18 protein-coding genes are annotated in these 23,675 nt (G+C 36.1%); 11 read left to right on the forward strand and 7 right to left on the reverse strand.

Annotation, left to right across the window (positions count from 1 at the left end; genetic code table 11):
* The first annotated feature begins 229 nt into the window (after nucleotides 1-229).
* The 9 genes from lpxK to CGC49_RS09590 all read left to right on the forward strand — a co-directional run bounded on the left by lpxK (nucleotide 230) and on the right by CGC49_RS09590 (nucleotide 11,303).
* Nucleotides 230-1,240 (forward strand): tetraacyldisaccharide 4'-kinase, encoded by a 1,011-nt coding sequence (gene lpxK / locus CGC49_RS09550; protein WP_095912495.1) that lies wholly within the window; start codon nucleotides 230-232, stop codon nucleotides 1,238-1,240.
* 284 nt (nucleotides 1,241-1,524) lie between these two features.
* A complete protein-coding gene (locus tag CGC49_RS09555; protein WP_042010021.1) occupies nucleotides 1,525-1,839 on the forward strand; it encodes a YbaB/EbfC family nucleoid-associated protein in 315 nt (104 codons plus the stop codon).
* Between the two features lie 35 nt (nucleotides 1,840-1,874).
* Nucleotides 1,875-3,284 (forward strand): DUF389 domain-containing protein, encoded by a 1,410-nt coding sequence (locus CGC49_RS09560; protein WP_232745179.1) that lies wholly within the window; start codon nucleotides 1,875-1,877, stop codon nucleotides 3,282-3,284.
* Nucleotides 3,285-3,310: 26 nt separating this feature from the next.
* Nucleotides 3,311-4,078 (forward strand): ParA family protein, encoded by a 768-nt coding sequence (locus CGC49_RS09565; protein WP_042010018.1) that lies wholly within the window; start codon nucleotides 3,311-3,313, stop codon nucleotides 4,076-4,078.
* A 9-nt stretch (nucleotides 4,079-4,087) separates the two neighbouring features.
* Nucleotides 4,088-5,032, forward strand: a complete 945-nt coding sequence (locus CGC49_RS09570) for a ParB/RepB/Spo0J family partition protein (protein ID WP_095912496.1) — start codon at nucleotides 4,088-4,090, stop codon at nucleotides 5,030-5,032.
* Nucleotides 5,029-5,628 (forward strand): DUF5683 domain-containing protein, encoded by a 600-nt coding sequence (locus CGC49_RS09575; RefSeq protein WP_042010013.1) that lies wholly within the window; start codon nucleotides 5,029-5,031, stop codon nucleotides 5,626-5,628. Before CGC49_RS09570 ends, CGC49_RS09575 begins: the two co-directional genes overlap by 4 nt.
* A gap of 99 nt (nucleotides 5,629-5,727) precedes the next feature.
* Complete coding sequence (locus tag CGC49_RS09580) at nucleotides 5,728-7,368, forward strand: OstA-like protein (protein WP_095912497.1); 1,641 nt, start codon at nucleotides 5,728-5,730, stop codon at nucleotides 7,366-7,368.
* 115 nt (nucleotides 7,369-7,483) lie between these two features.
* The gene (locus tag CGC49_RS09585) at nucleotides 7,484-10,501 is read left to right on the forward strand and encodes a two-component regulator propeller domain-containing protein (RefSeq protein WP_111947372.1); all 3,018 of its coding nucleotides are present in this window, start codon (nucleotides 7,484-7,486) and stop codon (nucleotides 10,499-10,501) included.
* A 40-nt stretch (nucleotides 10,502-10,541) separates the two neighbouring features.
* Nucleotides 10,542-11,303 (forward strand): response regulator, encoded by a 762-nt coding sequence (locus tag CGC49_RS09590; RefSeq protein ID WP_042344704.1) that lies wholly within the window; start codon nucleotides 10,542-10,544, stop codon nucleotides 11,301-11,303.
* A gap of 69 nt (nucleotides 11,304-11,372) precedes the next feature.
* Here CGC49_RS09590 and CGC49_RS09595 read toward each other — a convergent pair whose 3' ends face one another.
* The 7 genes from CGC49_RS09595 to CGC49_RS11355 all read right to left on the reverse strand — a co-directional run bounded on the left by CGC49_RS09595 (nucleotide 11,373) and on the right by CGC49_RS11355 (nucleotide 19,478).
* A complete protein-coding gene (locus tag CGC49_RS09595) occupies nucleotides 11,373-12,062 on the reverse strand; it encodes a zinc metallopeptidase (protein ID WP_095912499.1) in 690 nt (229 codons plus the stop codon).
* A gap of 82 nt (nucleotides 12,063-12,144) precedes the next feature.
* Nucleotides 12,145-12,954, reverse strand: coding sequence for a TerC family protein (locus CGC49_RS09600; protein WP_042008825.1), 810 nt, complete (start codon nucleotides 12,952-12,954; stop codon nucleotides 12,145-12,147).
* Nucleotides 12,955-12,988: 34 nt separating this feature from the next.
* Nucleotides 12,989-13,600, reverse strand: a complete 612-nt coding sequence (locus tag CGC49_RS09605) for a thymidine kinase (RefSeq protein ID WP_095894226.1) — start codon at nucleotides 13,598-13,600, stop codon at nucleotides 12,989-12,991.
* Between the two features lie 24 nt (nucleotides 13,601-13,624).
* The gene (locus CGC49_RS09610; RefSeq protein ID WP_095912500.1) at nucleotides 13,625-14,647 is read right to left on the reverse strand and encodes a DUF3078 domain-containing protein; all 1,023 of its coding nucleotides are present in this window, start codon (nucleotides 14,645-14,647) and stop codon (nucleotides 13,625-13,627) included.
* A 215-nt stretch (nucleotides 14,648-14,862) separates the two neighbouring features.
* Nucleotides 14,863-16,617 carry a 1-deoxy-D-xylulose-5-phosphate synthase gene (locus CGC49_RS09615; RefSeq protein WP_082024977.1) on the reverse strand — a complete coding sequence of 585 codons (1,755 nt, stop codon included), beginning with the start codon at nucleotides 16,615-16,617 and terminating at the stop codon, nucleotides 14,863-14,865.
* A 200-nt stretch (nucleotides 16,618-16,817) separates the two neighbouring features.
* On the reverse strand, nucleotides 16,818-19,172 hold the full coding sequence (pbpC, locus tag CGC49_RS09620) for a penicillin-binding protein 1C (protein ID WP_095912501.1): 2,355 nt from the start codon (nucleotides 19,170-19,172) through the stop codon (nucleotides 16,818-16,820).
* A 174-nt stretch (nucleotides 19,173-19,346) separates the two neighbouring features.
* A complete protein-coding gene (locus CGC49_RS11355; protein ID WP_255318343.1) occupies nucleotides 19,347-19,478 on the reverse strand; it encodes a hypothetical protein in 132 nt (43 codons plus the stop codon).
* Between the two features lie 275 nt (nucleotides 19,479-19,753).
* Between CGC49_RS11355 and CGC49_RS09625 the strand changes: the two genes are divergently transcribed.
* Both CGC49_RS09625 and CGC49_RS09630 read left to right on the forward strand, forming a co-directional pair.
* Nucleotides 19,754-21,010 (forward strand): sigma-54-dependent Fis family transcriptional regulator, encoded by a 1,257-nt coding sequence (locus CGC49_RS09625; RefSeq protein ID WP_042345009.1) that lies wholly within the window; start codon nucleotides 19,754-19,756, stop codon nucleotides 21,008-21,010.
* 258 nt (nucleotides 21,011-21,268) lie between these two features.
* Complete coding sequence (locus CGC49_RS09630; protein WP_095912502.1) at nucleotides 21,269-23,464, forward strand: PepSY domain-containing protein; 2,196 nt, start codon at nucleotides 21,269-21,271, stop codon at nucleotides 23,462-23,464.
* Nucleotides 23,465-23,675: the final 211 nt, after the last annotated feature.

A 23,675-nucleotide genomic window follows, 5' to 3' on the forward strand; every position in this document is an offset into this window, starting at 1 on the left:
CATTACCAATAACTTGTTGGATTCAAATACTGTATTAGTTCTTTTATTACAAGTTTTTGTTTTTTTATTATCTGTAAATTGCTCAGTTATTAAAGCTATGAACCTTATCTTAAAAAGGATTTGTAACTGTTCTACGAGAAAAAAACGGACAATCATTTTTTTTCAATTCCTAATAATTTCTAAGAATTGCGTACTTTTGTGCTTTCCAAGTTTATTTTGATATTAAAAAATGATACAGTTATTGCGGTATATGCTTTTTCCGTTTGCAGTGTTGTACGGCATCGTTGTGCGGGTACGCCATCTGGCATACGATAAACGTGTTCTGAAGAGTGTACAATTTGAAATACCGACCATTTGTGTTGGAAATGTCAGTGTTGGAGGTACAGGAAAAACGCCTATGGTTGAATATTTAATCCGCAATCTACAGGAAAACTATAAGATAGGAGTAGTTAGTAGAGGTTACAAGAGGAAAACAAAGGGATTAGTCATGGCTGATACTACTTCTACCGTGTACGATTTAGGGGATGAGCCATTTCAATTTTGGAAAAAATATCCTAAAATTAGTTTGGTGGTAAATGCAGACAGAGCTTCAGGCATATCCCATCTGTTGGATTTACCACAGCCTCCTGAAGTAATCCTGCTTGATGATGCTTTTCAACATCGCAAAGTAGAAGCGAAAATCAATGTGGTTTTGACTGCCTATGGAAATTTATTTACCGATGATTGGCTTTTACCTACTGGAAACTTGCGAGATGTTGTTTCACGAGTACAACAGGCGGACGTCATTGTAGTTACTAAATGCCCACCCCATATCAGTCAGCAGGAGCGAAAAAAAATTGCTACGCAGATACGCCAGAAAGAACATCAATCTGTGGTTTTTGCAACCATTGCTTATGGAGAAAAAGTGATTTCAGCTAATCAATCTGTTTATTTAGAAGAATTTATTAAATTACCTTTTCTCTTGGTAACGGGCATTGCAAATCCCATTCCTCTTCTCAATTTTTTGAATAAATGTGGAGCAACTTTTGAGCATTTGAATTTTGCTGATCATCATCATTTTTCAGAAACCGAAATCGAAAAACTCAAACAATCCCCTCGTGTACTTACCACAGAAAAGGATTATGTACGTTTAGAAAGTCGCTTGTCGGATATTTTTTATCTCCCTATCGAAACTGTCTTCATTGATAAAACCGAAGAAGCTACCTTTTGGAAAATCTTAGATTTACAGAGGAAATCCTAAAAAAATAGATATCAACCTTTACGTTAATTTTCTTCAAAGGAAGGTCTATTACATAGTAGGTCGTACTTTGTTGATTAATAATTGATTTTGACTTGTTCAGGACTTCAAAAACTTACTTAACCTACATATAATTATCAATTTAGCTATTGAAAATAACGTACAATATACTTCCGAAAAGAAAAATAGAACTTAACTTTAGCGGTGGCTTTTTTAACAAATCTCTAAACTTGCTACTTCAAAAAAAATTCTTACTTTTGTCCACATAAAAAATAATAATAAGAACTATGTTTGGAGACCTTATGGGGATGATGGGCAAACTTAAAGAAACCCAGCAAAAAATAGAAGAAACAAAACAACGATTAAATCACGTACTGATTGACGAGACCTCGTCCGACGGAAGTATTAAAGTGACGATTACCGCTAACAGGGAGATTAAATCGTTGGAAATTAGCGATAGTCTTTTAGAGGACAGAGAGCAATTGGAGGATTATTTGGTACTTACGCTGAACAAAGCCATTGAAAAAGCTACCCAAATTAACGAAACCGAGTTGGCAGCTGTTGCAAAGCAAGGATTGCCAAACATACCAGGGTTGTTTTAAAAACAGAAAAGTTTCATACATCTAAATTTTAAATGATGGAAAATAACCAAAATAACGAACATACGCTTAAAGAGAGTCCAAAAAGTATTTTTGTTCAGATAAAAGATTTTTTGGCAGATTTGATGAACATTCACGAGCAGACTGATAAAGAGGCTACTATAGAAAGTATTAAGGCCGATATTTCGCTGAAAGGACATACTTCGTGGATTTTGATTTGTGCCATTATTATTGCGTCGTTAGGATTAAATGCAAATTCAACGGCGGTTATCATCGGTGCGATGCTTATTTCCCCATTGATGGGTCCTATCTTGGGAATGGCATTAGCGTTGGCTATGAACGATGTCGACTTATTGAAAAGAGCTTTGAAAAACTTTGGAGTGATGGTAGTTTTGAGTGTGGTTTCTGCTTTTACATTCTTCTACATTTTTCCATTAAGCAATACCTCGTCTGAACTTTTAGCACGTACTGCACCTGACATACGCGATGTGTTGATAGCCTTCTTTGGTGGTTTGGCACTTGTGATTGCGAGAGCCAAAAAAGGAACCATGGCAAGCGTTATTTTTGGGGTTGCCATTGCTACAGCCTTGATGCCACCGCTTTGTACGGTAGGTTATTTTTTGTCAATCGGGGATTTTAAATTAGCTTCAGGAGCGTTGTATTTGTTCTTAATTAATACGTTTTTTATTGCTTTGGCTACATTTTTGATACTTCGTATTATCAAAATTCCAATGGTAGTCTATGCCAATTCATCCAAAAGAAAACGTATTTCGCAGATGGCGTATTTTGTTTCCACATTGATGATGATTCCTGCAGGATATACGTTTTATGGAGTATGGAAAGAATCAAAATTTGAGATAGATGCCAATCGTTTCATCAAAAATAGCATAGAAGTCTACGATTTTGGTGAAAAAGGCTATTTTCTTAAAGATTTCTCAAAGGCAAATTATAATGATGGAAATCCGTATATTGAGTTAGTTTTTTTTGGAGATGTAAGCATATCACCTGAGGTCAGAGTTCTTTGGGAGAATCAAAAGAACAGTTATAGCTATCTACAAAACACGCAGTTACGAATTTTGAGTGATAGTGAAAATAAAGATCAAAGTGGTTACATAGCAGAACTTTACAATACCAATAAAGAACAACTTGCTTCAAGTCAAGGAGAAATAAAACTATTGCAAAGCAAATTAGAGTCTTTAAACAAATATATGCGTGAAGCCTCGAAATTTGATCAAATTAGTAAGGAGATTGCTGCTAAAAGTGATTTGATAGCTTCAGTTTCGTTTGCTAACGAATTGCGTAGTAACTTTAAAAAAACGGATACTATCCCAGTGTTTCGTTTTGAATGGGAAAAAGATGTTGATGAAAGTACGAAGAAAAAGGAGCTTGAAGCTTTAGAAAAATGGCTCAAAGTTCGTTTAAATACTCAGAAAATTGAAATTAAATAAGGTAAATATAGCATAAAAAAATAATTATGGGCAAAATAATCGCTATTGCAAACCAAAAGGGAGGCGTTGGAAAAACCACAACTTCCGTAAATTTAGCAGCTTCATTGGGCGTACTCGAGAAAAAAGTATTGTTGATTGACGCTGATCCTCAGGCGAATGCAACTTCAGGATTGGGGGTAGATGTAGAATCTGTTGAACACGGAACCTATGAATTATTAGAGCATACGATTCCTGCTAAAGATATGATCATCAAAACTGAATCACCGAATTTGGATTTGATTGCTGCTCACATTGATTTAGTGGCGATTGAAATTGAGTTGGTCGACAAAGAGCAACGTGAGTATATGCTCAAAAAAGCGTTAGAGCCTATCAGAGACCAGTACGATTATATTTTGATAGACTGTGCACCCTCATTAGGATTGATTACCCTAAATGCGCTAACGGCAGCAAATTCCGTAATAGTTCCTATTCAGTGTGAGTATTTCGCTTTGGAAGGACTAGGAAAACTGTTGAACACTATCAAAAGTGTTCAAAAAGTATTCAATCCAAGTTTGGACATTGAAGGCTTGTTGTTAACTATGTATGATGCACGTTTACGTTTGTCAAATCAAGTAGTGGAAGAAGTTCAGAAGCACTTTAGCGATATGGTTTTCAAAACGATTATTCAACGTAACGTTCGTTTGAGTGAGGCACCAAGTTTCGGAGAAACTATTATCAACTATGACGCAGGAAGTAAAGGAGCTACCAACCATTTGAATTTAGCACAAGAAATCATCGAAAAAAATAAAGCATAGACAACGTTAATGGCAAAAGCATTTAAAAAACAAGCGTTAGGGAGAGGAGTTTCTGCTATTTTCGGCAATAGTCCTGAAAATGACATTAATTCAATCGCTGATAAGAACGCTGAGAAAGTGGTGGGGAACATCATTGAGTTGGAGTTAGATAGTATTGAGGTAAATCCGTTTCAACCACGTACATCTTTCAATGAGGAAGAATTGCAAGGACTAGCTTCTTCTATTGAGGAGTTGGGTGTTATTCAGCCTATTACAGTACGTAAGATTGGCGTAAATAAATTCCAACTTGTGTCGGGAGAGCGTCGTTTCAGAGCATCAAAGTTAGCAGGGTTGCAAACCATTCCAGCTTATGTTCGTATTGCTGACGACAATGAATCTCTTACCATGGCACTGGTCGAAAACATACAGCGTCAGGATTTGGATCCTATCGAGATAGCATTGTCTTATCAACGTTTGATTGAAGAAATCAACCTAACGCAAGACCAAATGAGTAAACGAGTAGGGAAAAAACGCTCGACAATTACTAACTATCTAAGATTGTTGAAGTTAGCTCCTATCATTCAAACAGGTATTCGCGATGGGTTTATTTCAATGGGACATGGAAGAGCCATTATTACCATTGAAAATCCTGAAGTCCAAGCTGAGATATATCAACGCATTATCTCCGATAATTTATCAGTTCGAGAAACAGAGGATTTGGTACGTAAGTTGCAAAATCCGGAAATAAATACCACAGAAAATAATATCGTTGGAATAGAAATACCTAAATCTCAGATAGAAAACAACAAAGGAACTACTCCTAGTTATGTGCTTGAAAGTATGGATACGTTCGATCGCTTCTTTGGTACAAAAGTAAGCGTAAAAGTAGCCAAAAACGGTAAAGGAACGTTGATCATTCCATTCAGTTCGGAAGAAGATTTCAGACGAATTCAACGGTTATTAAATAGGGAATGAATAGATTTTTTTTGATACTATTATTTTTGGGAGGATATGTAGCCAAGGCCCAGCAAACCAATTTATCTGATACACTGAAAATTAGTACTGTCGAGGATAAAAAGGAAGTGAGGCAGGTTACGTGGAATACGGATCCTCTTTCACCAGCAAGAGCAGCTTTTTATGCTGCCATACTTCCTGGATTAGGACAAGCCTACAATAAAAGTTACTGGAAAATGCCGATAGTCTATGTGGCTATCGGCACACCTATTTATTTTTATATCGCTAACACACGCGAATTTAACCGCTATCAAGCTGCCTACAAACGACGTGCCGCGGGGTTTACGGATGATGAATTTTATGGTAATCGTCCCGATGGACAGCCAAGATTGAGTACTGATGGACTGCGGAGAGCTCAACAGTTTTATCGTCGAAATCAAGAACTTTCCTTGTTGATAACCATTGGGTTATATGCACTGAATATTGTCGATGCTAATGTGGATGCACATCTAAAACAGTTCAATGTTGATGAAAAATTGAGCTTTGAACCGTTTATAGAGATCAATGAATTTACTGCACAGCCTCAATTTGGTCTGTCGGTGCAGGTCAGATTTTAATAAAATATTTTTTAGTTCTTCTGTGGAAGTACAATAACCAAATCTACGTTAGGAAAAGTTGTCGGGGGGTGACCGACTCAAAGAAAATATTATTTGCAAATGATAAAGTATATCTGTTTAATAGTCAGTTTTTTAGTAACAACTTTCAGTCTTTTTGCTCAACAAGAAGAAGGAAAAAAAAGGCGTATTGAGATTGTTTATGGAGGGGAGTTCACCATTGACCATGTGAAATATCCAGGAGCTACGATCTTTAAATCCGACGGTAAGCGAGTGCAATTTCATCATCAAGGGTTGGATGTTTGGTGTGATTTGGCAGTGCTTTATGAAGCTCGAAATGAGGTTATTGCTTTTGGAGATGTACTTTTGCAACAAGGTGATACTTTGCAAATGAACAGCAAATATATTTCTTACAACGGAAACCTAAAAACTGCAGTTGCTAAGGAAGAGGTGGTGCTGAAAAATGAAACAATGACTTTAGAAACTGAAGAGCTATTCCTCGACAGGAATACTCAAGTGGCTTACTACAACAACTTTGGTAAAATTACTGACATTGAAAACGAGCTAACGAGCAAGGTTGGTAAATATTTCATAGAAACTAAAAAAAATCAGTTTACTAATGCTGTGAAGATTGTAAATAAGGATTTTACGGTAGATTCTCAGGTTTTGGACTATTTTCATAACACGGGAAATGCGTACTTTTACGGAGCTACCACTATTGTAGGAAAGGATTATAAAACATATAGTGAAAAAGGGTTTTATGACACTCGCCGTGAGGAGGGGTACTTCAAGCAGAATGCTAAAATTGATTATGACCTAAAAACAATCAAAGGAGATAGTCTTTATTTCGATAAAAAACGACAATTTGCTTCCGCAACTAACAACATAATTATTTTGGATAGCCTTAATAAAACCACAGTTAAGGGACATTATGGGGAGGTTCATAAGGCAAAAGATTCTATGTTTATTACTAAAAAACCATTGATAATCACTTTGGTAGAAAGGGATTCAATGTATATGCATGGAAAAAAGATACTGGTTACAGGCAAGGAAGGTAAGCGAAACATACGGGTATTTCACGACGCACGAATCTACAAAACTGACCTACAAGCCAAATGTGATTCCATTCATTCGAATGAAGAAAACGGGCTTACACAGCTCATTGGAAATCCAGTAGCTTGGACAGGAGAAAGTCAAATAACAGGAGAGAACATACATCTGATTGCTGATAAAAGAACTCAACAAATGGACTCACTCAAGGTATTTAACAATGCCTTGGTAGTAGAAAAAGATAGTTTAGGCGATGGATATAACCAAGTGAAAGGTAGGGTTTTATATGGGAAATTTAAGAAAAATAGATTAAAACAAATTGACTTCATTCAAAATACGGAATCTATTCAGTACGTCTACACCGAAAGAAATGAATTGGTCGGCATCAATAAACTTACCTGTAGCCACATAAAGTTGAGATTGGATGAAAATCAACAAATTGCACAAGTGGTATTTATCACACAACCTATCGGAAATTTGTACCCTGAAGAAAAATTATCTAAAGAAGAACTACTTTTTAAAGAATTCATTTGGCGAGGTAAAGAACGCATCAGCCATCAGAATGAAATTTTTAGTGAAGAGGCACAGAAAATAGCTCCTAAACCCATTGAAGCATTTAAAACTCCTGAAGAAAACGATGTCGAGGAAATTAAAAAAACTAAAGAACGAAACGAATCAAATCCGATTGATTGAGTTTTTTCATTCAGCATCACGGAGTTTATCCCTACATAATTCTTAATACCCCTACTTTTGTGATTTTGTATACTTCCATCTAAAAAAGGAAGATGTCGTACTAAAAATTATTTAAATGAAAACCTTTATTAAAATATGCGCTTTGCTCGTTGGGATGTGTTATATCCATGGACAAGAATTGCCTATATGTGAGTCTAATACTTTCATTTACAATAAATATAACTTTGGTGACGATTTCGTTAATGCTATTAGACCTATACACATAAACTCAGAAGGAAGCGTATATTTAGCCCCTTATGGTAAGAAATTGAAGCGATTGGAAAGTAATACAGTTAGTACAATCAGTGATAAGTTTGATGGAAACTACGAATATTCAGGTATAATCGAAAAAGATAGTGTGACCTATTTTTTCTTTGAAAAATCAATTTACAGCCAACGTGGTGAAAAAATTGAGCGACTTCCTTTTGATGTTGAAGAGGATTTTCTTATTAGCCACGTAGTCGAGCATGAAAAACATATCTATTTCACTGTCATTCATATAACTCAACGAAATAAAATAAGGTTGTACGTTTATGATATTGAAAATAAACAGTTTAAAAATATAAAAACCGAATTTAATAACCTAAATCGTTTAATATCTAATGATAAAACCATTTATTTTATAGTTTCTGAGGAAGGGAAAACGTTTATTTATGATGTTATTGACAATTTTAAATTGGTAAAAACTTACCCATTTATTACTTCGGCGATAGGTTATATTATTTCACCTGATGATTTTTATTTTGAAAATTCTAATACTATTTTGTATCACTACAAAGATGGGGTTTCAACTCCTGTTTTTGAAGGAATTATGTCCGACCATTATTTAAAAAATAAGTTTTATGGAGAGCAAAAGAAAGAGGCATATCGCATTTATGATTTGTCACAAACTCCACCACAACTTATGGCTGTCAGCTCGGATATAAAGTTGCGTTATCTGAACTCTTATTCACCTGAAAGTCACAGTTTCTATGTGTCGACTCCACAGCATTTGGGGAGGCTTTTTCCGTATATCAAGAAATATCCTCGTATTTTTGATGGAGACAATTCCGAATCCATTCACAGTATCACACAATCTCCAGATGGTAAGATTTGGGTCGGGTCATATGGGAATAATTTTTCTGTTATTGACGATCGTAAAATAGTACAGTCCAAACAAAGAAAACGTATATTGCCTGGAGCTATGTCGGTCGGAAACAAAATGCTGGTCTATGTTGATGCCCCTGCACAAACGTTCCTTTACGAGAATGAAAACAAATATACTATTTTGAATGATACTGTTGGTGGATATTTCAGTTTTGTGAGTAGTAAAGGTATGTTTTTCACAGGGACTTTTAATTACGGGTTGATGTATAAACCTTTGAAAGACCTTGAAAACAAATCTGTTAAATGGAAGTTCGTAGGTAAAGATAAAGGGATGAAACTCCAATCGTGCCTCACGGTTGCCGAGGACAAATTCGGGAATATTTGGACAGGTGCTGGAGGTCAATTAGCTGTTTTTCAAGAAGATAAAAACCAAGCTATTTCGCTTTATGCTAAGGAAAAAGACATTCCATTTGGTTCTATAGCGATGCTCAAAGATACTTATGATACCTTGTGGTTTGGAACTTCTCAAGGGGAACTTTTCTACTGGAATGGAAAGCATAAAGATGATTTTAGATTTGAAAGTTTTGTACGGATTGAGCACCCTCTGTTAGTAAAAGGAAAGATGATTACTTTCATCCATCAGTGGAATGATTGGTTAGTATTGGGAGCTAAAGATAAGGTACTTTTGTTCAACATAGCTACTTGGCATAAGGATCGGAAAATTTTAGTTCGGTATCTAAATCCAATGGAATGTAAAATAGAAAGTGTGACCGAGCAAAATACCGTATTGACCGATTTCAGAGATCAATCGCTGTGGTTTGCTACAAGCGATATGCTTTACCAATGGGATATCGAAAAATGGTTGAAATTACCTACTTTTCATGTAACCCCACGTGTGCAATTTTATGAAGGAGAATCTGTAATAGATTTAAAAACGGATGAAGCATTAAAGATTTCTCCGTCAAAAACTTCCTTCGAAATTCAAGTTACCTACCAAGGAAAGGACAATATGCCTCGGTATATGCGTTCACACTTGGTTAAGAAGGGCGAAACTCCTAAAATAGAAGATATAGCTATACAAAAAAACTATAATTTTCAGAATCTATCTCCTGGACAATATATTTTTCAAGTATTAATTTGTCAGCAAGACGGTAGCTATTCGGTGCATGAATATCCCATCACGATTACTAAATTCATCTGGCAACAGTGGTGGTTTTGGTTCTTGTTGCTTTTGTTCCCAACGTTGATTGTAATTAAACAGGTTAGAATCCAACAAAGAATGGAACGTCAACAAAAGGAAATAACTCAGTTGAATATGCTTAGCCTTGGTAAACAATTTCGTCCTCATTTCATGTTGAACGTTCTCAACAGTTTAGGAGCGTCTTTGTACGACAAGCCTCACGCCGAGCGAATTATTAGCCGCATAGGCGAAAATATTAACATTATTCACTTATTTTCAAAAGAGAATCAACCTTGTATTTCATTCGCTCAAGAATGGAAATTAGCACTCAATACTATTGATATCTACAAAGAGTTGTATGTCAAAGAATTACATATTAAAATTTCTCATGTAGAAGTAGTTCCCTTGGATTATCGTCTGCCCATTGGGACGCTTCAAATGGTGGTAGAAAACGCACTTCTTCACGGTGTTCGGCATCGAAAAGTAGCTCCATTTTTATTGAATATTGATTTTACTGAAGATGATTTTTTCTACTATATCACGATTTCAGACAATGGGGTAGGGATGGAACATTCTAAAAAATTCTATGAATTTGAACGAAGAGGTACAGGTCTGAATAATATTGCTGCAATGATAGAAATTATCAATACCAAGATAGAACGAGCTTTCAGCATAAGAATTAATAAATTTAATCCTGATGACCAGGAGTATCCTGGTACAATAGTTTCTATTCGGATGCGAAAAGATATGAATTTTAAAAATATATCCCCCCCCCCCCCCCCCCCCCCCCTAATAAAAAGAGAAGGAAAGGCTATTTTATATAAATAAAACTCAATTAAATTGATAAAATATTAAAAAAATATTAATCATGAAATTTCGATATATTGTCGTTGAGGACGATACCAATGTTTGGGAAAATATCCGTATTCGTATGCAAAGCTATCCGCAATGGGAGGCCTTGGAGTTTTCATCGGAATTGACCGATGCGATTGAAAAAATTACGCAACATCTTCCAGAAATGATTTTTTCAGACTGGAGCATTCGTGGAGGTAATGCATATCAGATTTTGAATTACATTTCAACAATTGAAAATTATAATCCTTATGTTATATTTTTTACAGGATATCAGTCAGAAAATCCTGAAATCCCTCAACGAATCATCAACGATTTTCCAATAGTTAATAAATACATCGTTAAACCCATATATGAAAACCTAACGAATCATCTACAAAGCTATGTTCGAGAAGCCGAAAAACAAGCTATCAAATCGGTTTCCAAAAAAGGAAGCTCAGCAGAAAGCAAAGAATCTGAGGGTATTTTGATAGACACATCTTTGGGAAAGGTGCGTATTTTTATGTCGGAATTTATTGCCGTTTTACAACAGGAAGGAACACGTTTGAAAATGTTATATTTGAAGAATAATTGTTCGTACGAACTGAAACAAACTTGGGAAGAAATCTTTACTTTGTTAGAGGAATCTCAGATTGACTATTTTGTGGCTCATAATCGAAAATCTGTTATTAATAAAGTTTTTATTAAAACAATAGTAAAGCCCTATGTCTTTATGGAAAACGACTTATCCATTAAAGTTTCTCGAGAACAGTGGCGAAAATTAGAAACTTTTTCCTAAAAAATAACAAATCCCGAAGTTGGTTTTTCCAAAATCGGGATTTGATTGTTTAAATAATACTCTTAAAATTTATTCTCTTGAAGCGGCTGCGATTTTCAAGGCCCAATAAACAAGCATAGCCAATGACCCTAAAGCAGCTACCAAGTAGGTTCTTGCAGCCCATTTTAAAGAGTCTTCAGCACCTGCATATTCTTGAGGGGCTAACATATTCTTGTTTTTCAGCCATGCCAAAGCTCGGTTACTCGCATCATATTCCACAGGGAGTGTGATGACTGTAAACAATGTTGCCAAAGCCGACATAATCAGACCCGCAACAGCGACATATATTCCAAAACTTGACATTGTGGACAAAATTAATCCACCCATAATCAAATAAGTAGAAAAGTTAGAGGAAACACTTGCAATGGGTACTAACTTAGAACGCATAGTCAGCCATTTGTATGCTTGAGCGTGTTGTACGGCATGTCCTACCTCGTGAGCAGCTACTGCTGCTGCTGCATTGCGTTGATTGTAAACTCCTTCACTCAAATTTACAGTTTTGTTCATCGGATTGTAGTGGTCAGTAAGCATTCCAGGTGTTGAAATAACTTTCACATCATAAATCCCATTGTCGTGTAACATCTTTTCGGCAATTTCCGCACCTGACATGTTATTGCGTAAATGCACTTGGGAATAGTGCTTGAATTTACGTTTTAACTGCCAACTAACCAGCCAACTAACCAAAGTTAATGCTCCAATAATAAGGTAATATCCCATCATAGTGATTAAAAAAATTAAAAATTATCTTTTTTCTATACTCAAAATGTTTGCCAAAGTTCATTGGTCTTAGATTTGTCAGTTATTAGCTTGTTTTTTTTCGCATACGCATATTTAGAAACTCTACTCCTAAAGAGAATGCAATAGCGAAATATAGATATCCTTTTGGAACAGCTCCGATAGTTTCTCCTGCCAAAACAGCATCTGAAAGGTGCAAAGCTTCCGTGGTTAGCATGAATCCAATCAAAATTAGGAATGACAATGCTAAAATTTGGATTGATGGATTACGATTGACAAATTTACCCACAGGAACAGCAAAACTCATCATTACAATTACGGAAACAATTACTCCTGCAATCATGATGAATAACTCAGGACGCATTCCCCATATTTCAACTTCTGCAGGGTATAAACCATTAGTCATCCCCACGGCGGTCAAAATACTGTCCACAGAAAAAATAAGGTCAATCATTAAAATTTGAAAGATAACAGAGGAGAAAGATACAGAACGTTTTTGTCCTGCCCCTTTTGAGTCAGTAATGTGTTCAATATGATTTACTTTTTCATGGATTTCTTTGGTTGATTTGTAAATTAGGAAGATACCCCCACTGAGTAAAATTAATGCTTGTCCGTTAATGTGGGCAGTAAACCACCCCCAGTCAATGGTAAAAAGTGTACTTTTCATTTTGGTAAGCCATGTGATGGCAAACAGTAAGGCAATACGCATGAACATAGCCAAGAATAATCCGATTTGGGTAGCTCTTTTGCGTTTTTCTTCAGGTAATTTTCCCGTAACGATTGAGATAAAAATCACGTTATCAATTCCTAAGACAATTTCTAAGAATGTCAGGGTCAAAAATGCGATTAAAGCATCGGCGGTAAATAAAATTTCCATAGGTATGTGATACTAATTTTTTCGGCAAATTTAGTTATTTTTCGGTATTTTCAACGAGATTGTCTTTTTTTGTTTTCATAGCCTTAAAAAAAGCGGCTCGGCTCAGAGGTTCGTAACTTTCTTTCTCTCCTAACACAAATAAACCATCATTGTCAGTAGTTCGGAAACTAAAGTGAGCTAAATTTCCTGTACGAGTACAAACAGCGTGGACTTTTGTAACATATTCAGCCGTAGCCATCAGTGCAGGCATTGGACCAAAAGGATTGCCTTTGAAATCCATGTCTAACCCTGCAACAATAACCCGTACTCCTCTGTTAGCTAGATCATTACATACATTTACTATTTCGTTGTCAAAAAATTGGGCTTCATCAATTCCCACTACATCACAACCATCAGCAAGTAGTAAAATATGAGTAGCTGTTGGTACAGGGGTCGAATGAATTTCGTTAGCGTTATGTGAAACGACCTTACTTTCGTCATAACGAGTGTCAAGAGCAGGTTTGAAAATCTCTACTTTTTGCTTAGCGAATTGAGCTCGTCGCAACCTACGGATGAGTTCTTCGGTTTTCCCCGAAAACATAGATCCACAGATGACCTCTATCCATCCGAATTTTTCTGAATGATTTGTGGTGTTTTCTAAAAACATGATTTTGAGTTAATACGTTTTTTTTTAGAAAGTGTAAGAAAGTCCAGCAGCTAACATTTGTTTTAGTTGGGGTCTTGCTCCGTATTGATGGATAGCACCGTTAGCACCTTTATATGAATAGAATTTAATGTCATCATCATACTTCAAATGTATTCCAATACGCGCTTGAACATAGGTATTTACTTTCAAATTAAGGGTTGATTCCCAGTCTATGTCAATATTTCCTACATTTTTTAGATAGTCACCATAGAAATTGAAACGATTTTCCAACTGCATGTTTTTAGCAATTTCTTTTCTCCAATTCCCTGATACATAAAAACCTAACTGTGATTTAGTTTTTTTACCAGGCTTTATCATATTTCCATTGGCATCATATTCCGCTTTATCGACACCAAAGGCACCTTGGTCAGCTAAGGTTTTGTCTAAAACAAAAAGCGTTCGGTGAGTTATTGGTGAAATGAATATATTAAAACGTTTGGCATCTGGTACAAATTCCAATCCTATCCCCAGCGTAAAGTGAGCGGGAGCCATGAATTTAGAGATAGCAGTTTCCGTATTCGGATAGGCATATCCGTTGTAAATTTGCGTCAGAAATTGTGATTTAGCGGTGTAGTACCAACGTGATTTTGAATTTCCACGATAACCAAAGGAAGAGGTAATCGAAAATTTATCGTCCGTTTTCCGAGGCCCTCGACCTTTTTGAGCATTGGCTCCATAGTTGATTTCTAATTCATTATCCCAAAAATAGGTTGTTTCAGAAAAACGACGTCTGAACTGAGCATTTAATAAAGCTGTTACCGAATTGTCTCCTCCAGCACTCCAATTTGAGAAAGCCATTTCACTGATACTTAAATTGATACGATTGAATTTAAACCATTTTTCTTGTTCTTTTTTAAAACGGTCAATAGCAAATTCAATAGCTCTTTGATTTTTAATAATCTGGATCGGATAAGTTTTTATAGGTTGAATCTCTCCTTTCGCCCTTCGGATTTGAGCAAAAGAGACAGCGTTTATAAGCAAAAGGGTAGTAAGTAAGATTTTTTTCATTTCTATATTGTACTTTTAATGGTTTTGTTTTTTAGTGATTACACATTTTTTTAGAAGAAGTTTGTACGTAGAATTTTGTGAATGTAGCCAAATTGGTGGGGTTCATCTCCAATTTTACTGATTTTACAAAACACTTTCAACTATTTACTTACTTCCACAATGAACAATCCTTGGGAGAGGGAGTAGAGCAGAGCTTGTTTCTTACAAACTCCTGACTACAGTAGACTGAATTTTTCAGCCAAGGTGGAGGAATCTAAACCGACTATTTTTTGTAATCTCTCCACATTACCATGTGTTATGAAAATGTCAGGTAAACCTATGATTTTCAGTTTGTTTTTATAATTGTAAACGTTTGCAAATTCAGCAATGGAACTTCCAAACCCTCCTTTTTCGATTCCCTCTTCAACGGTAAAAATGATTGTATAGGTTGCAAAAATAGTGTGTAAAAGTGATTCATCCAAAGGTTTTAAGAAACCTATATCAAAATGAGCATACTCTTCACTATTTTTTAACAAATCCAATGCCTTTGTTACATTATCGGCAATGCTTCCGATACTTAAAACAGCGTATTTGGTTCCCGATTTGAGTTGTCTTCCTTTGCCGATTTCGACTTTTTGGAAAGGCTGTAGCCAATCAGTTTGAGAACATCTGCCTCGTGGATATCGAATTGCAAAGGGTTGTCCTACATTGAGTTGAGCGGTGTAAAGTAGGTTTCGAAGCTCTGTGGCATTTCGTGGAGAGGCGATTATCAGATTAGGAATAGACCGTAGAAAAGCCATGTCAAAAACACCGTGGTGGGTTGCCCCGTCTTCCCCCACTAATCCCGCTCTGTCGATACAGAAAATTATGGGTATATTTTGCAATGCCACATCATGAACTATTTGGTCATACGCTCGTTGCAAGAAAGTTGAATAGACTACACAAAACGGAATCATTCCTTGTAAGGATAATCCAGCAGAGAATGTAACAGCGTGTTGTTCAGCGATTCCTACATCAAAAACTCGATTTGGGAACGATTGTTGCATGTGGGTCAAAGAGCTTCCACTTGGCATTGCAGGAGTGATAGCTACAATTTTTGGATTCTGTTCGGCTAACTCTTTTAAAGTCAGTCCAAAAACATCTTGGTATTTAGCAGGAAGTTCCACACTTTCTGAATACTGTTCACCCGTGATTTTATCAAATTTTCGAGGAGAATGGTAGGTAATCTGGTCATTTTCAGCTTTTTCTAAACCTTTACCTTTGATTGTGGTTACATGGAGTAGCTGGATACCTTTTTCTTTTTTCGCAGATTCAAAAGAGGTGATAAGTTCAGGGATATTATGTCCATCAATGATTCCTTTGTATTTGATATTCAGTGATTTAAAAAAAGACTCGTTTTTTCCTTTTTCCTTTTTCTGCTGTTCAAAATAGTTTTTTAAAGCTCCTATTGATGGGTCAATACCTATGTTATTGTCATTCAGTATGATAATAACATTTGCATCGGTCGTAGAAGCATGATTCAAGGCTTCGAAAGCCATACCACTGACGATAGAGGCATCGCCAATTACAGCAATGTGTTGCCGGTCTCGATTTCCTTGTAAAACCGATGCTACAGCCATACCCAGCACCGCCGAAATAGAAGTTGAAGAATGTCCTGTGCCAAAAGCATCGAACACGCTTTCTTCAATTTTTGGAAATCCGCTGATACCACCAAATTGACGTATGTTTTCAAATGCTTCTTTTCTGTCGGTAAGTATTTTGTGGGGGTAACACTGATGTCCTACATCCCAAACAAGTTTGTCATCAGGAGTGTTAAATACATAGTGCAGAGCAATTGTTAGTTCTACTACTCCTAAACTAGCTCCCAAATGTCCTCCTTGTCGTGAAACCACATCAATAATGAGGTCACGTATTTCCTTCGCCAATAAAGAAAATTGTTCTCTCGGTAATTGACGTAGGTCATGGGGGGTATGTATGTTTGGTAAAATCATCGAACGAGGTCTTACGTCAAAGATGTTGACAGATGTAGTTTGTTAATCGAATAAATCAGTTGATTTTCAGTGAAAAACCGAATAAAAAGGCTTCCAATCATGGTATGAAAAGAAGCTAAATCCGAACTGCAAATATACGACAAGAAACAACATCCACAAATCCTATTTCTTATTTTAAAGGTTATAGAATTTATAAATGATTATTTTACAGTCACTTCAATAACTCGCTCTTCGCCTTTAGTGTTGATAATCCGTAATATATTTTTTCCTTTTGGTGCATAGATGTCCATTTCGTGGAAATGCGTGGTAACGCCCAAGTAAGAACTGTTCAGATACCAAAATACTTCGCCTTCATTGTGGGCTACTTTAGCTGTAAAAGGTTGTAAATCACCTCCAAATCCTTTAGTCGTGTAAATTATGTTTCCGTGCTTAGGATAGATAAAGTCTAATGATTTTATCGTGTTGCTATGTTGACAATCAGCTCTAAAAGGAGGGAGAGTTTGGTAATTAACATGCTGTTTTTTGTAAAACCACTCCATCACAGGAGGCAAAACAAACCATGATTTTGTGACGATTTTATCAAGAGATTCGCAAGAGGCATTGATTTGAAATTGTTCATTTTTGTCTAAATGAACAATTTTATGATATTTACATTGTTCGTTGTCGGAATTGCTAATGGTTGAGTAGATCGTTTTTTTGGGACATTCTTCTTTTGCTAAAAATCCAGAAACTTCACACACAGAGAGTTCTCTAAGGTCTTCGTGAGGCTTCTTAAACCATGTTGAGTTAGGCAAGGTGTTGAAAATACTGAACATAATAGGAGCTGCAAAAGAAGCTCCTGTTAGCGAAGGACGACCTTCGCCTGTAGCATTACCCACCCAAACGCTAACTACATATTCTGGAGTTATACCAATTGACCAAGCATCTTTATTTCCGAAGCTGGTTCCTGTTTTCCATGCTACTTTTCGAGCCGACTCATAGTATCGCCACGCTACATCGCTCGTTGGGCGATTTACTTCTTTCATGGCTTCAAACATTTGCCATATAGCTCCTGCTCTCAATGTAGGAATTTCTGTGGTAAAATGACCAAAATCAATAGTGTTTTTAGACAAATCATAGTTTAAATCCTGAAATTCGGCACTTCGATAGGCTCTTTGTTTGTTGAAAACATTCAATTCGGAAGCTAAATTAACGTAAACTCTTGTTAAATCCCATAGATTACTTTCAGCTCCTCCTAAAATTATAGATAAACCATAATGATCAGGATGTTTTTTTATGTCCGTAAGGGAAATTTTTTGGATGATATCGTAAAAACGATACGTTCCAAAGCGTTGCAATAGCCATACAAATGGTATGTTTAGTGATTTTGCTAATGCCATATCTGCAGGAACAGCTCCCTCGAAGGTGTTGTTAAAATTTTGAGGAGAATATCCAGAAATATGCGTAGGAATGTCTGGGATTAACATTTGAGGCAATAAATCTCCTTCTTGAAGCATAGCCGCATACAGTAGAGGTTTCAACACGCTCCCAGTACTGCGAGGGGCATGGACAATATCCACATCTTTTTGGTGAGCAACATTTGTAGGAGTATTTCCAATATATGCTAACACATTCCGAGTTTTCACATCCGTAACTAGTACCGACATATTATAAACTTCTGATTGAGAATAATGGTGATAGTAGTTACGAACAATTTGATTTACTTTTTCTTGCAAATAGAAATCAATAGTCGTTTTGATGCGATGACCTTCATTTTTTTTAGCAATGAGTTCCAATAAGTGAGGAGCCATCTGTGGTAACGGATGTGGTTTTTGAGGTAGAGGCTCGGCAAGTGCTAGTTCGTATGTTTCGTTGTCTATAACCTGATTGTCAAGCAGTTTTTTGAGTAGTCGATTACGTTTTTGTAATAAAAGTTGTTGATTTTTTCCTGGAAAAATTAAACTTGGGGCATTGGGTAATACAGCTAATGTTGCACATTCTGCCCACGACAATTGATGTGGAGACACCCCAAAATAACGCCATGCTGCCATATCCAACCCTACAACATTTCCGCCAAAAGGAGCGTGTGAGGCATAAAGCCGTAGAATTTTGTCCTTAGAATGTCGAAATTCTAAACGCGTAGCTAAAATCAATTCAGTAATTTTCTCAAAATATGTACGTTGTTGGTTTTCACGAGATAAACGGATGACCTGTTGCGTGATTGTACTGCCTCCACGAACAATTTTTCCTTGTTGTAAATTATTTACTAAGGCTTTAGTCATCGAAATAGGATTCACTCCCCAGTGGTAGCTAAAGTATTCATCCTCAAAGTATATAATTGCTTTTTTGAATCGATAAGGTACACTGTCAAGCTCAGGAAACCTCCATTGTTCATCATTCGCGATTTTTGCACCCAACAAATTTCCTTCAGCACTTTCAATCACAGTGGAATAATCGTCGGGAAACAGTGCTTTTGGCAATGAAAAGTAATACAACAACAGAACAACTCCAAAAACAGAAGTTTTGATAGGATTTTGCTTAATTTTTTGAGTTATGTAATTAAAAAATCGTAACATTGAAAGTGAATTTCATAAAGGCAAATATACGGATTTATTCGTTTTTGAGCAGAAAAATTCTCATTCTCAAGGGATTTTAGAAACAGAACTGTGAACCGTAAGTATAGGGACGCAATATAAAGCGTCCCTATCAAAATTCCTTCAGTGAAACTAACTTATCTCAGATTCAATGAATTACTTTTTTTTCCCACTGCGGAAAAACATAACCGTCATCACAACAAAGGCGATACAAACTAAAACGAAGACACCGATGATGAAAACACCTGCTGTGTGGTTGTAAAGAGGAATGTTAGAAATCATTGTCATTTTTGTAGCGTTTTTTTATTCGGCTAAAATAAAATTTTTCACAAAAATAAAATATGATAAATGTCAGTTTTTCAGTTAATTATAAATATTTTTGTTTGTAAAACATTGGTTTTTAATATTTTATAAAATCATTGTTTTTAAAAAATAAATTATATATTTGCCGCCCGAAATATTTTTTTCGAGTAGAAAACAAGATAATGATAGATCTTAGACATTGTTTTTGACGTTACATTGAGTTAAAATTCGTATATTTGACCGGTTAAATTTTGCAACTCGTGGAAAACATACAAACTATAAAACAACGTTTTGGAATCATCGGGAATGACCCTAAACTCAATCGAGCTGTTGAAAAGGCAGCACAAGTAGCTCCCACTAATGTTTCTGTATTGGTTACGGGAGAAAGTGGAGTAGGGAAGGAGTCTATTCCGAAGATAATTCATTCATTGTCAATGCGTAAGCACGGTAAGTACATTGCTGTGAACTGTGGAGCCATCCCCGAGGGGACAATTGATTCCGAGCTATTCGGTCACGAAAAAGGGGCTTTCACAGGAGCTACATCGACTCGAAACGGATATTTTGAAGAAGCGGACGGAGGCACAATCTTTTTGGATGAGGTGGGTGAACTACCACTTACCACACAGGTGCGATTGCTTCGCGTACTCGAAAATGGAGAGTTTATCAAAGTAGGGTCATCGGTAGTGCAGAAAACAAATGTACGCATTGTGGCAGCAACCAATGTGAAAATGTTCGAAGCAATTAAAAAAGGACGATTCCGTGAGGATTTGTACTATCGGTTGAGTACCGTTGAGATTCACTTACCCGCACTTCGAGAGCGAAAAGACGATATTCACCTGCTTTTCAGAAAGTTTGCTTCTGATTTTGCTGAAAAATACAAAATGCCGCCCATAAAACTGACTGATGATGGCGTACATCTTTTGGTTAACTACCGCTGGAGTGGGAACATACGTCAGTTGCGTAATGTAGCTGAAAGAATCTCTATTTTGGAACAAAAAAGGGAGATTTCTGCTACAATTTTGCGTAACTATCTGCCTGACGAGGGAGTTAATCTGCCAACAGTAGTCGGTACCACACGTAGTGAAAGTGATTTTTCAAACGAACGAGAATTATTATATAAGGTGTTGTTCGATATGAAAAGCGATCTCAATGATCTGAAAAAATTGACTTTGGAGTTATTACAAAAAGGAAATTCGCAACAAGTTCAAGAGGATAATAAGGGATTGATCCATCGAATTTATGGTGAAAATAAGAAACATACTTCTGAGGTAACTCCCGAAATTTCATTCATTCCTGTTGAGGCGACAATTCCTACCGAGGTGATTGACGATGCGGAAGAGTACGTTTATGAGGAAGCTCCAAAAGACGAATCTCTTTCCTTGCACGATAAAGAATTAGAGTTGATAATCAAATCGTTAGAGAGAAATGGAGGCAAACGTAAGGAAACAGCCAAAGAGTTGGGAATTTCAGAACGGACACTCTATCGGAAAATTAAACAATTTGATTTGGATTTGTAGAGTTCCTATTCAATATCTTTCTGCTTTTCATCCCAATCAAGTTGACTGTGTTTGAAATTCCGTAAAAATGGGGTTAATAAAATTAGTTTACTTAACCATAACGAACCTTACAGATTTGCACAGGCAATGTTAGATTGATAATGTAGAATCTTAGTTAAATTTTGGGTCTTGACATGAGATACGACGCAGAAGATACGTTAGGACTCTTATTTTTTTGATATAAATGTATAATCAGTCTTAATAAAAACAATTGTAAAAATGACTCTGTCCATTTGGAGATATGCACATTTGGTATTAGCTTTAGTAGCTTCGTTTTTTGTTCTCATAGCTACCCTTACGGGGATGATTTTAGCATTTGAACCTATTTCAAATCAATTAAAACCTCTGAAGAGCTCTAATTTTGAAGATGTTGAGCTATTCGAAACTGTACTACAATTAAAGGAAAAATACACAGAGGTATTATCTCTTGAGGTTGATGAAAATCGGTTTGTTAAAACAGAAGTTGTTGATGAACAGGGCGATACAATGATTTTTTATATAGACCCTAAAACGGCAGCAACTGTTGGTGAAACTTACAAACGACCTGAATTATTTAGTTTTACCACTACTTTACATCGTTCTTTGTTCATGGGAAAAGTAGGGAGAATTGTGATGGCTGTAACTGCATTTTTACTGTTTTTGATTGCTGTTTCAGGAATGATTCTCATTGTTCGTAAGCAAAAAAGTTGGAAACGCTTTTTCAATAAATTGGTAAAAGAACGATTTTTTCCCCACTACCATACCTTTTTAGGTCGATTGTTACTCTTTCCTATAACTGTCATTACTCTTACAGGAATATACCTTTCCTTGGAAGGCTTTTCGTTGATTACCTCCCCAAAAATAGATTTTGAAGATATTGACTACGAACAAATTAACGAAAAACCTCATAGGTCAATTGCAGATTTTGAGGTGTTTCACATCCCACTTTCAAACGTAAAAAAACTCACCTTTCCTATATTTGAAGATGTAGAAGAAACTTATCGCTTAGAATTGATTGATAGTGAGTTGATTATAAATCAGTTTACAGGAGAAGTATTGGCACAATCGCCTAAGTCAACTGTAAAGGCAATGACCTATTACAGCATGATATTGCATACCGGTAGGGGTACGGTGCTATGGGCTGTGATTTTGTTTTTATCTTGTATTAGCGTTTTGTTTTTTATCTACTCAGGATTCGTTATAACATTGAAACGCAGGAAATCAAAAATCCGTAATCCATACACGAAAGATAATTGTCAATACGTGATTTTGGTAGGATCAGAAGGAGGCACGACTTTAGGATTTGCTAATTTGGTACATCATGAGCTTATCCGTCAAGGAAAAAAATCGTATTTAGCAGAAATGAACTCCTTGTCAGAATATCCTAAAATGGAGCATTTAATAGTGATGACTTGTACCTATGGCAAAGGAAATGAGCCTGTTAATGCAACAAAATTTAAATCTTTATGGCAAAAGAATACGATCCAAAAACCATTTACCTATTCAGTAGTGGGGTTTGGATCTTTGGCATATCCCGACTACTGCAAATATGCTTATGAAGTAGATGAACTATTAGCGAAAACCTCCATAGGTAAAAAAATAGTAGATTTGCAAACTATTAATAATCAGTCTGTTGAGTCTTTTTCACTTTGGGTGAATGAATGGGCAAGGCAACAAGGTTTTTCACTAAATTTACCCTTTAACAAGTTGGCTAAAAAGAAAGGTAAACAACACACATTCAAAGTGATAGAAAAAACAACTATTCAATCCGATGAAACTTTTTTAGTGCGATTGCAAACTATTGAAAATGTGCGTTTTACATCAGGAGATTTATTGGGTATAACATCAGAGGTTGATGGTAGAGAACGACTCTATTCCATAGGGAAAACGGCTTTCAATGAGATTTTACTGAGTGTGAAACGACATGAAAAAGGGTTGATTTCCAATATGTTAAATAATTTAAAATCAGGTGATCTTTTGAAGTCGGCGATATATAAAAATCCAGAATTTCACTTTCCCAAAAAAGGAAAACCAGTGGTTTGTATTGCTACAGGAACAGGTATAGCTCCTTTTTTGGGAATGATAGCTGACAATGAAGCCCATCAACCGTTAACGCTATTTTGGGGCGGAAAAAACGACAGGTCTTTGGTTATTTACAAATCATTTTTGGAAGAGCAACTTCGAGTTGGAAAATTGACGAATCTACAAATTGCTTACTCCAGAATGGGGGCGAAAAAATATGTACAAGATATTGTTTTAGAGCAATCTACGTTTTTTGCAAATCTCCTAAAGAGTGGAGGTGTGGTGATGATTTGCGGTTCAGTAGCGATGCAGCGAGGAGTGGCCGAGATATTAGAAAGTATATGCCAAGAACAATTACAAAAACCGTTGAGTTATTTCCAAAACAGACAACAGTATAAAGTTGATTGTTATTAGGTACTTTTCAGGATTCTACCGTATTTTATACGCTTTGAACTGTTACCGAAAAATCAAAATTCTTCAGATTTTTTGATGTTTAAAGTACTGCTTACTCTTAAAGAAATCACAATTAACATTGTTTTTAGATAAAACATAAAAATGTCAAAAAAGAGAAAAAACGGAAGTTTTTGTGCTTTTTTCGTAATAAAAATATGTTAAATGTTTTTCT

The organism is Capnocytophaga sp. H4358 (assembly GCF_002302515.1).
GTDB lineage: Bacteria > Bacteroidota > Bacteroidia > Flavobacteriales > Flavobacteriaceae > Capnocytophaga > Capnocytophaga canis.

Coding starts and splice junctions, on each gene's coding strand:
- CGC49_RS09580 (WP_095912497.1), top strand. CDS start 5,728: ATGATAAAGTATATCTGTTTAATAGTCAGTTTTTTAGTAACAACTTTC.
- CGC49_RS09590 (WP_042344704.1), top strand. CDS start 10,542: ATGAAATTTCGATATATTGTCGTTGAGGACGATACCAATGTTTGGGAA.
- CGC49_RS09610 (WP_095912500.1), bottom strand. CDS start 14,647: ATGAAAAAAATCTTACTTACTACCCTTTTGCTTATAAACGCTGTCTCT.
- CGC49_RS09575 (WP_042010013.1), top strand. CDS start 5,029: ATGAATAGATTTTTTTTGATACTATTATTTTTGGGAGGATATGTAGCC.
- CGC49_RS09565 (WP_042010018.1), top strand. CDS start 3,311: ATGGGCAAAATAATCGCTATTGCAAACCAAAAGGGAGGCGTTGGAAAA.
- CGC49_RS09570 (WP_095912496.1), top strand. CDS start 4,088: ATGGCAAAAGCATTTAAAAAACAAGCGTTAGGGAGAGGAGTTTCTGCT.
- CGC49_RS09600 (WP_042008825.1), bottom strand. CDS start 12,954: ATGGAAATTTTATTTACCGCCGATGCTTTAATCGCATTTTTGACCCTG.
- CGC49_RS09560 (WP_232745179.1), top strand. CDS start 1,875: ATGGAAAATAACCAAAATAACGAACATACGCTTAAAGAGAGTCCAAAA.
- CGC49_RS11355 (WP_255318343.1), bottom strand. CDS start 19,478: ATGACAATGATTTCTAACATTCCTCTTTACAACCACACAGCAGGTGTT.
- CGC49_RS09595 (WP_095912499.1), bottom strand. CDS start 12,062: ATGATGGGATATTACCTTATTATTGGAGCATTAACTTTGGTTAGTTGG.
- pbpC (WP_095912501.1), bottom strand. CDS start 19,172: ATGTTACGATTTTTTAATTACATAACTCAAAAAATTAAGCAAAATCCT.
- CGC49_RS09615 (WP_082024977.1), bottom strand. CDS start 16,617: ATGATTTTACCAAACATACATACCCCCCATGACCTACGTCAATTACCG.
- lpxK (WP_095912495.1), top strand. CDS start 230: ATGATACAGTTATTGCGGTATATGCTTTTTCCGTTTGCAGTGTTGTAC.
- CGC49_RS09585 (WP_111947372.1), top strand. CDS start 7,484: ATGAAAACCTTTATTAAAATATGCGCTTTGCTCGTTGGGATGTGTTAT.
- CGC49_RS09605 (WP_095894226.1), bottom strand. CDS start 13,600: ATGTTTTTAGAAAACACCACAAATCATTCAGAAAAATTCGGATGGATA.
- CGC49_RS09555 (WP_042010021.1), top strand. CDS start 1,525: ATGTTTGGAGACCTTATGGGGATGATGGGCAAACTTAAAGAAACCCAG.
- CGC49_RS09630 (WP_095912502.1), top strand. CDS start 21,269: ATGACTCTGTCCATTTGGAGATATGCACATTTGGTATTAGCTTTAGTA.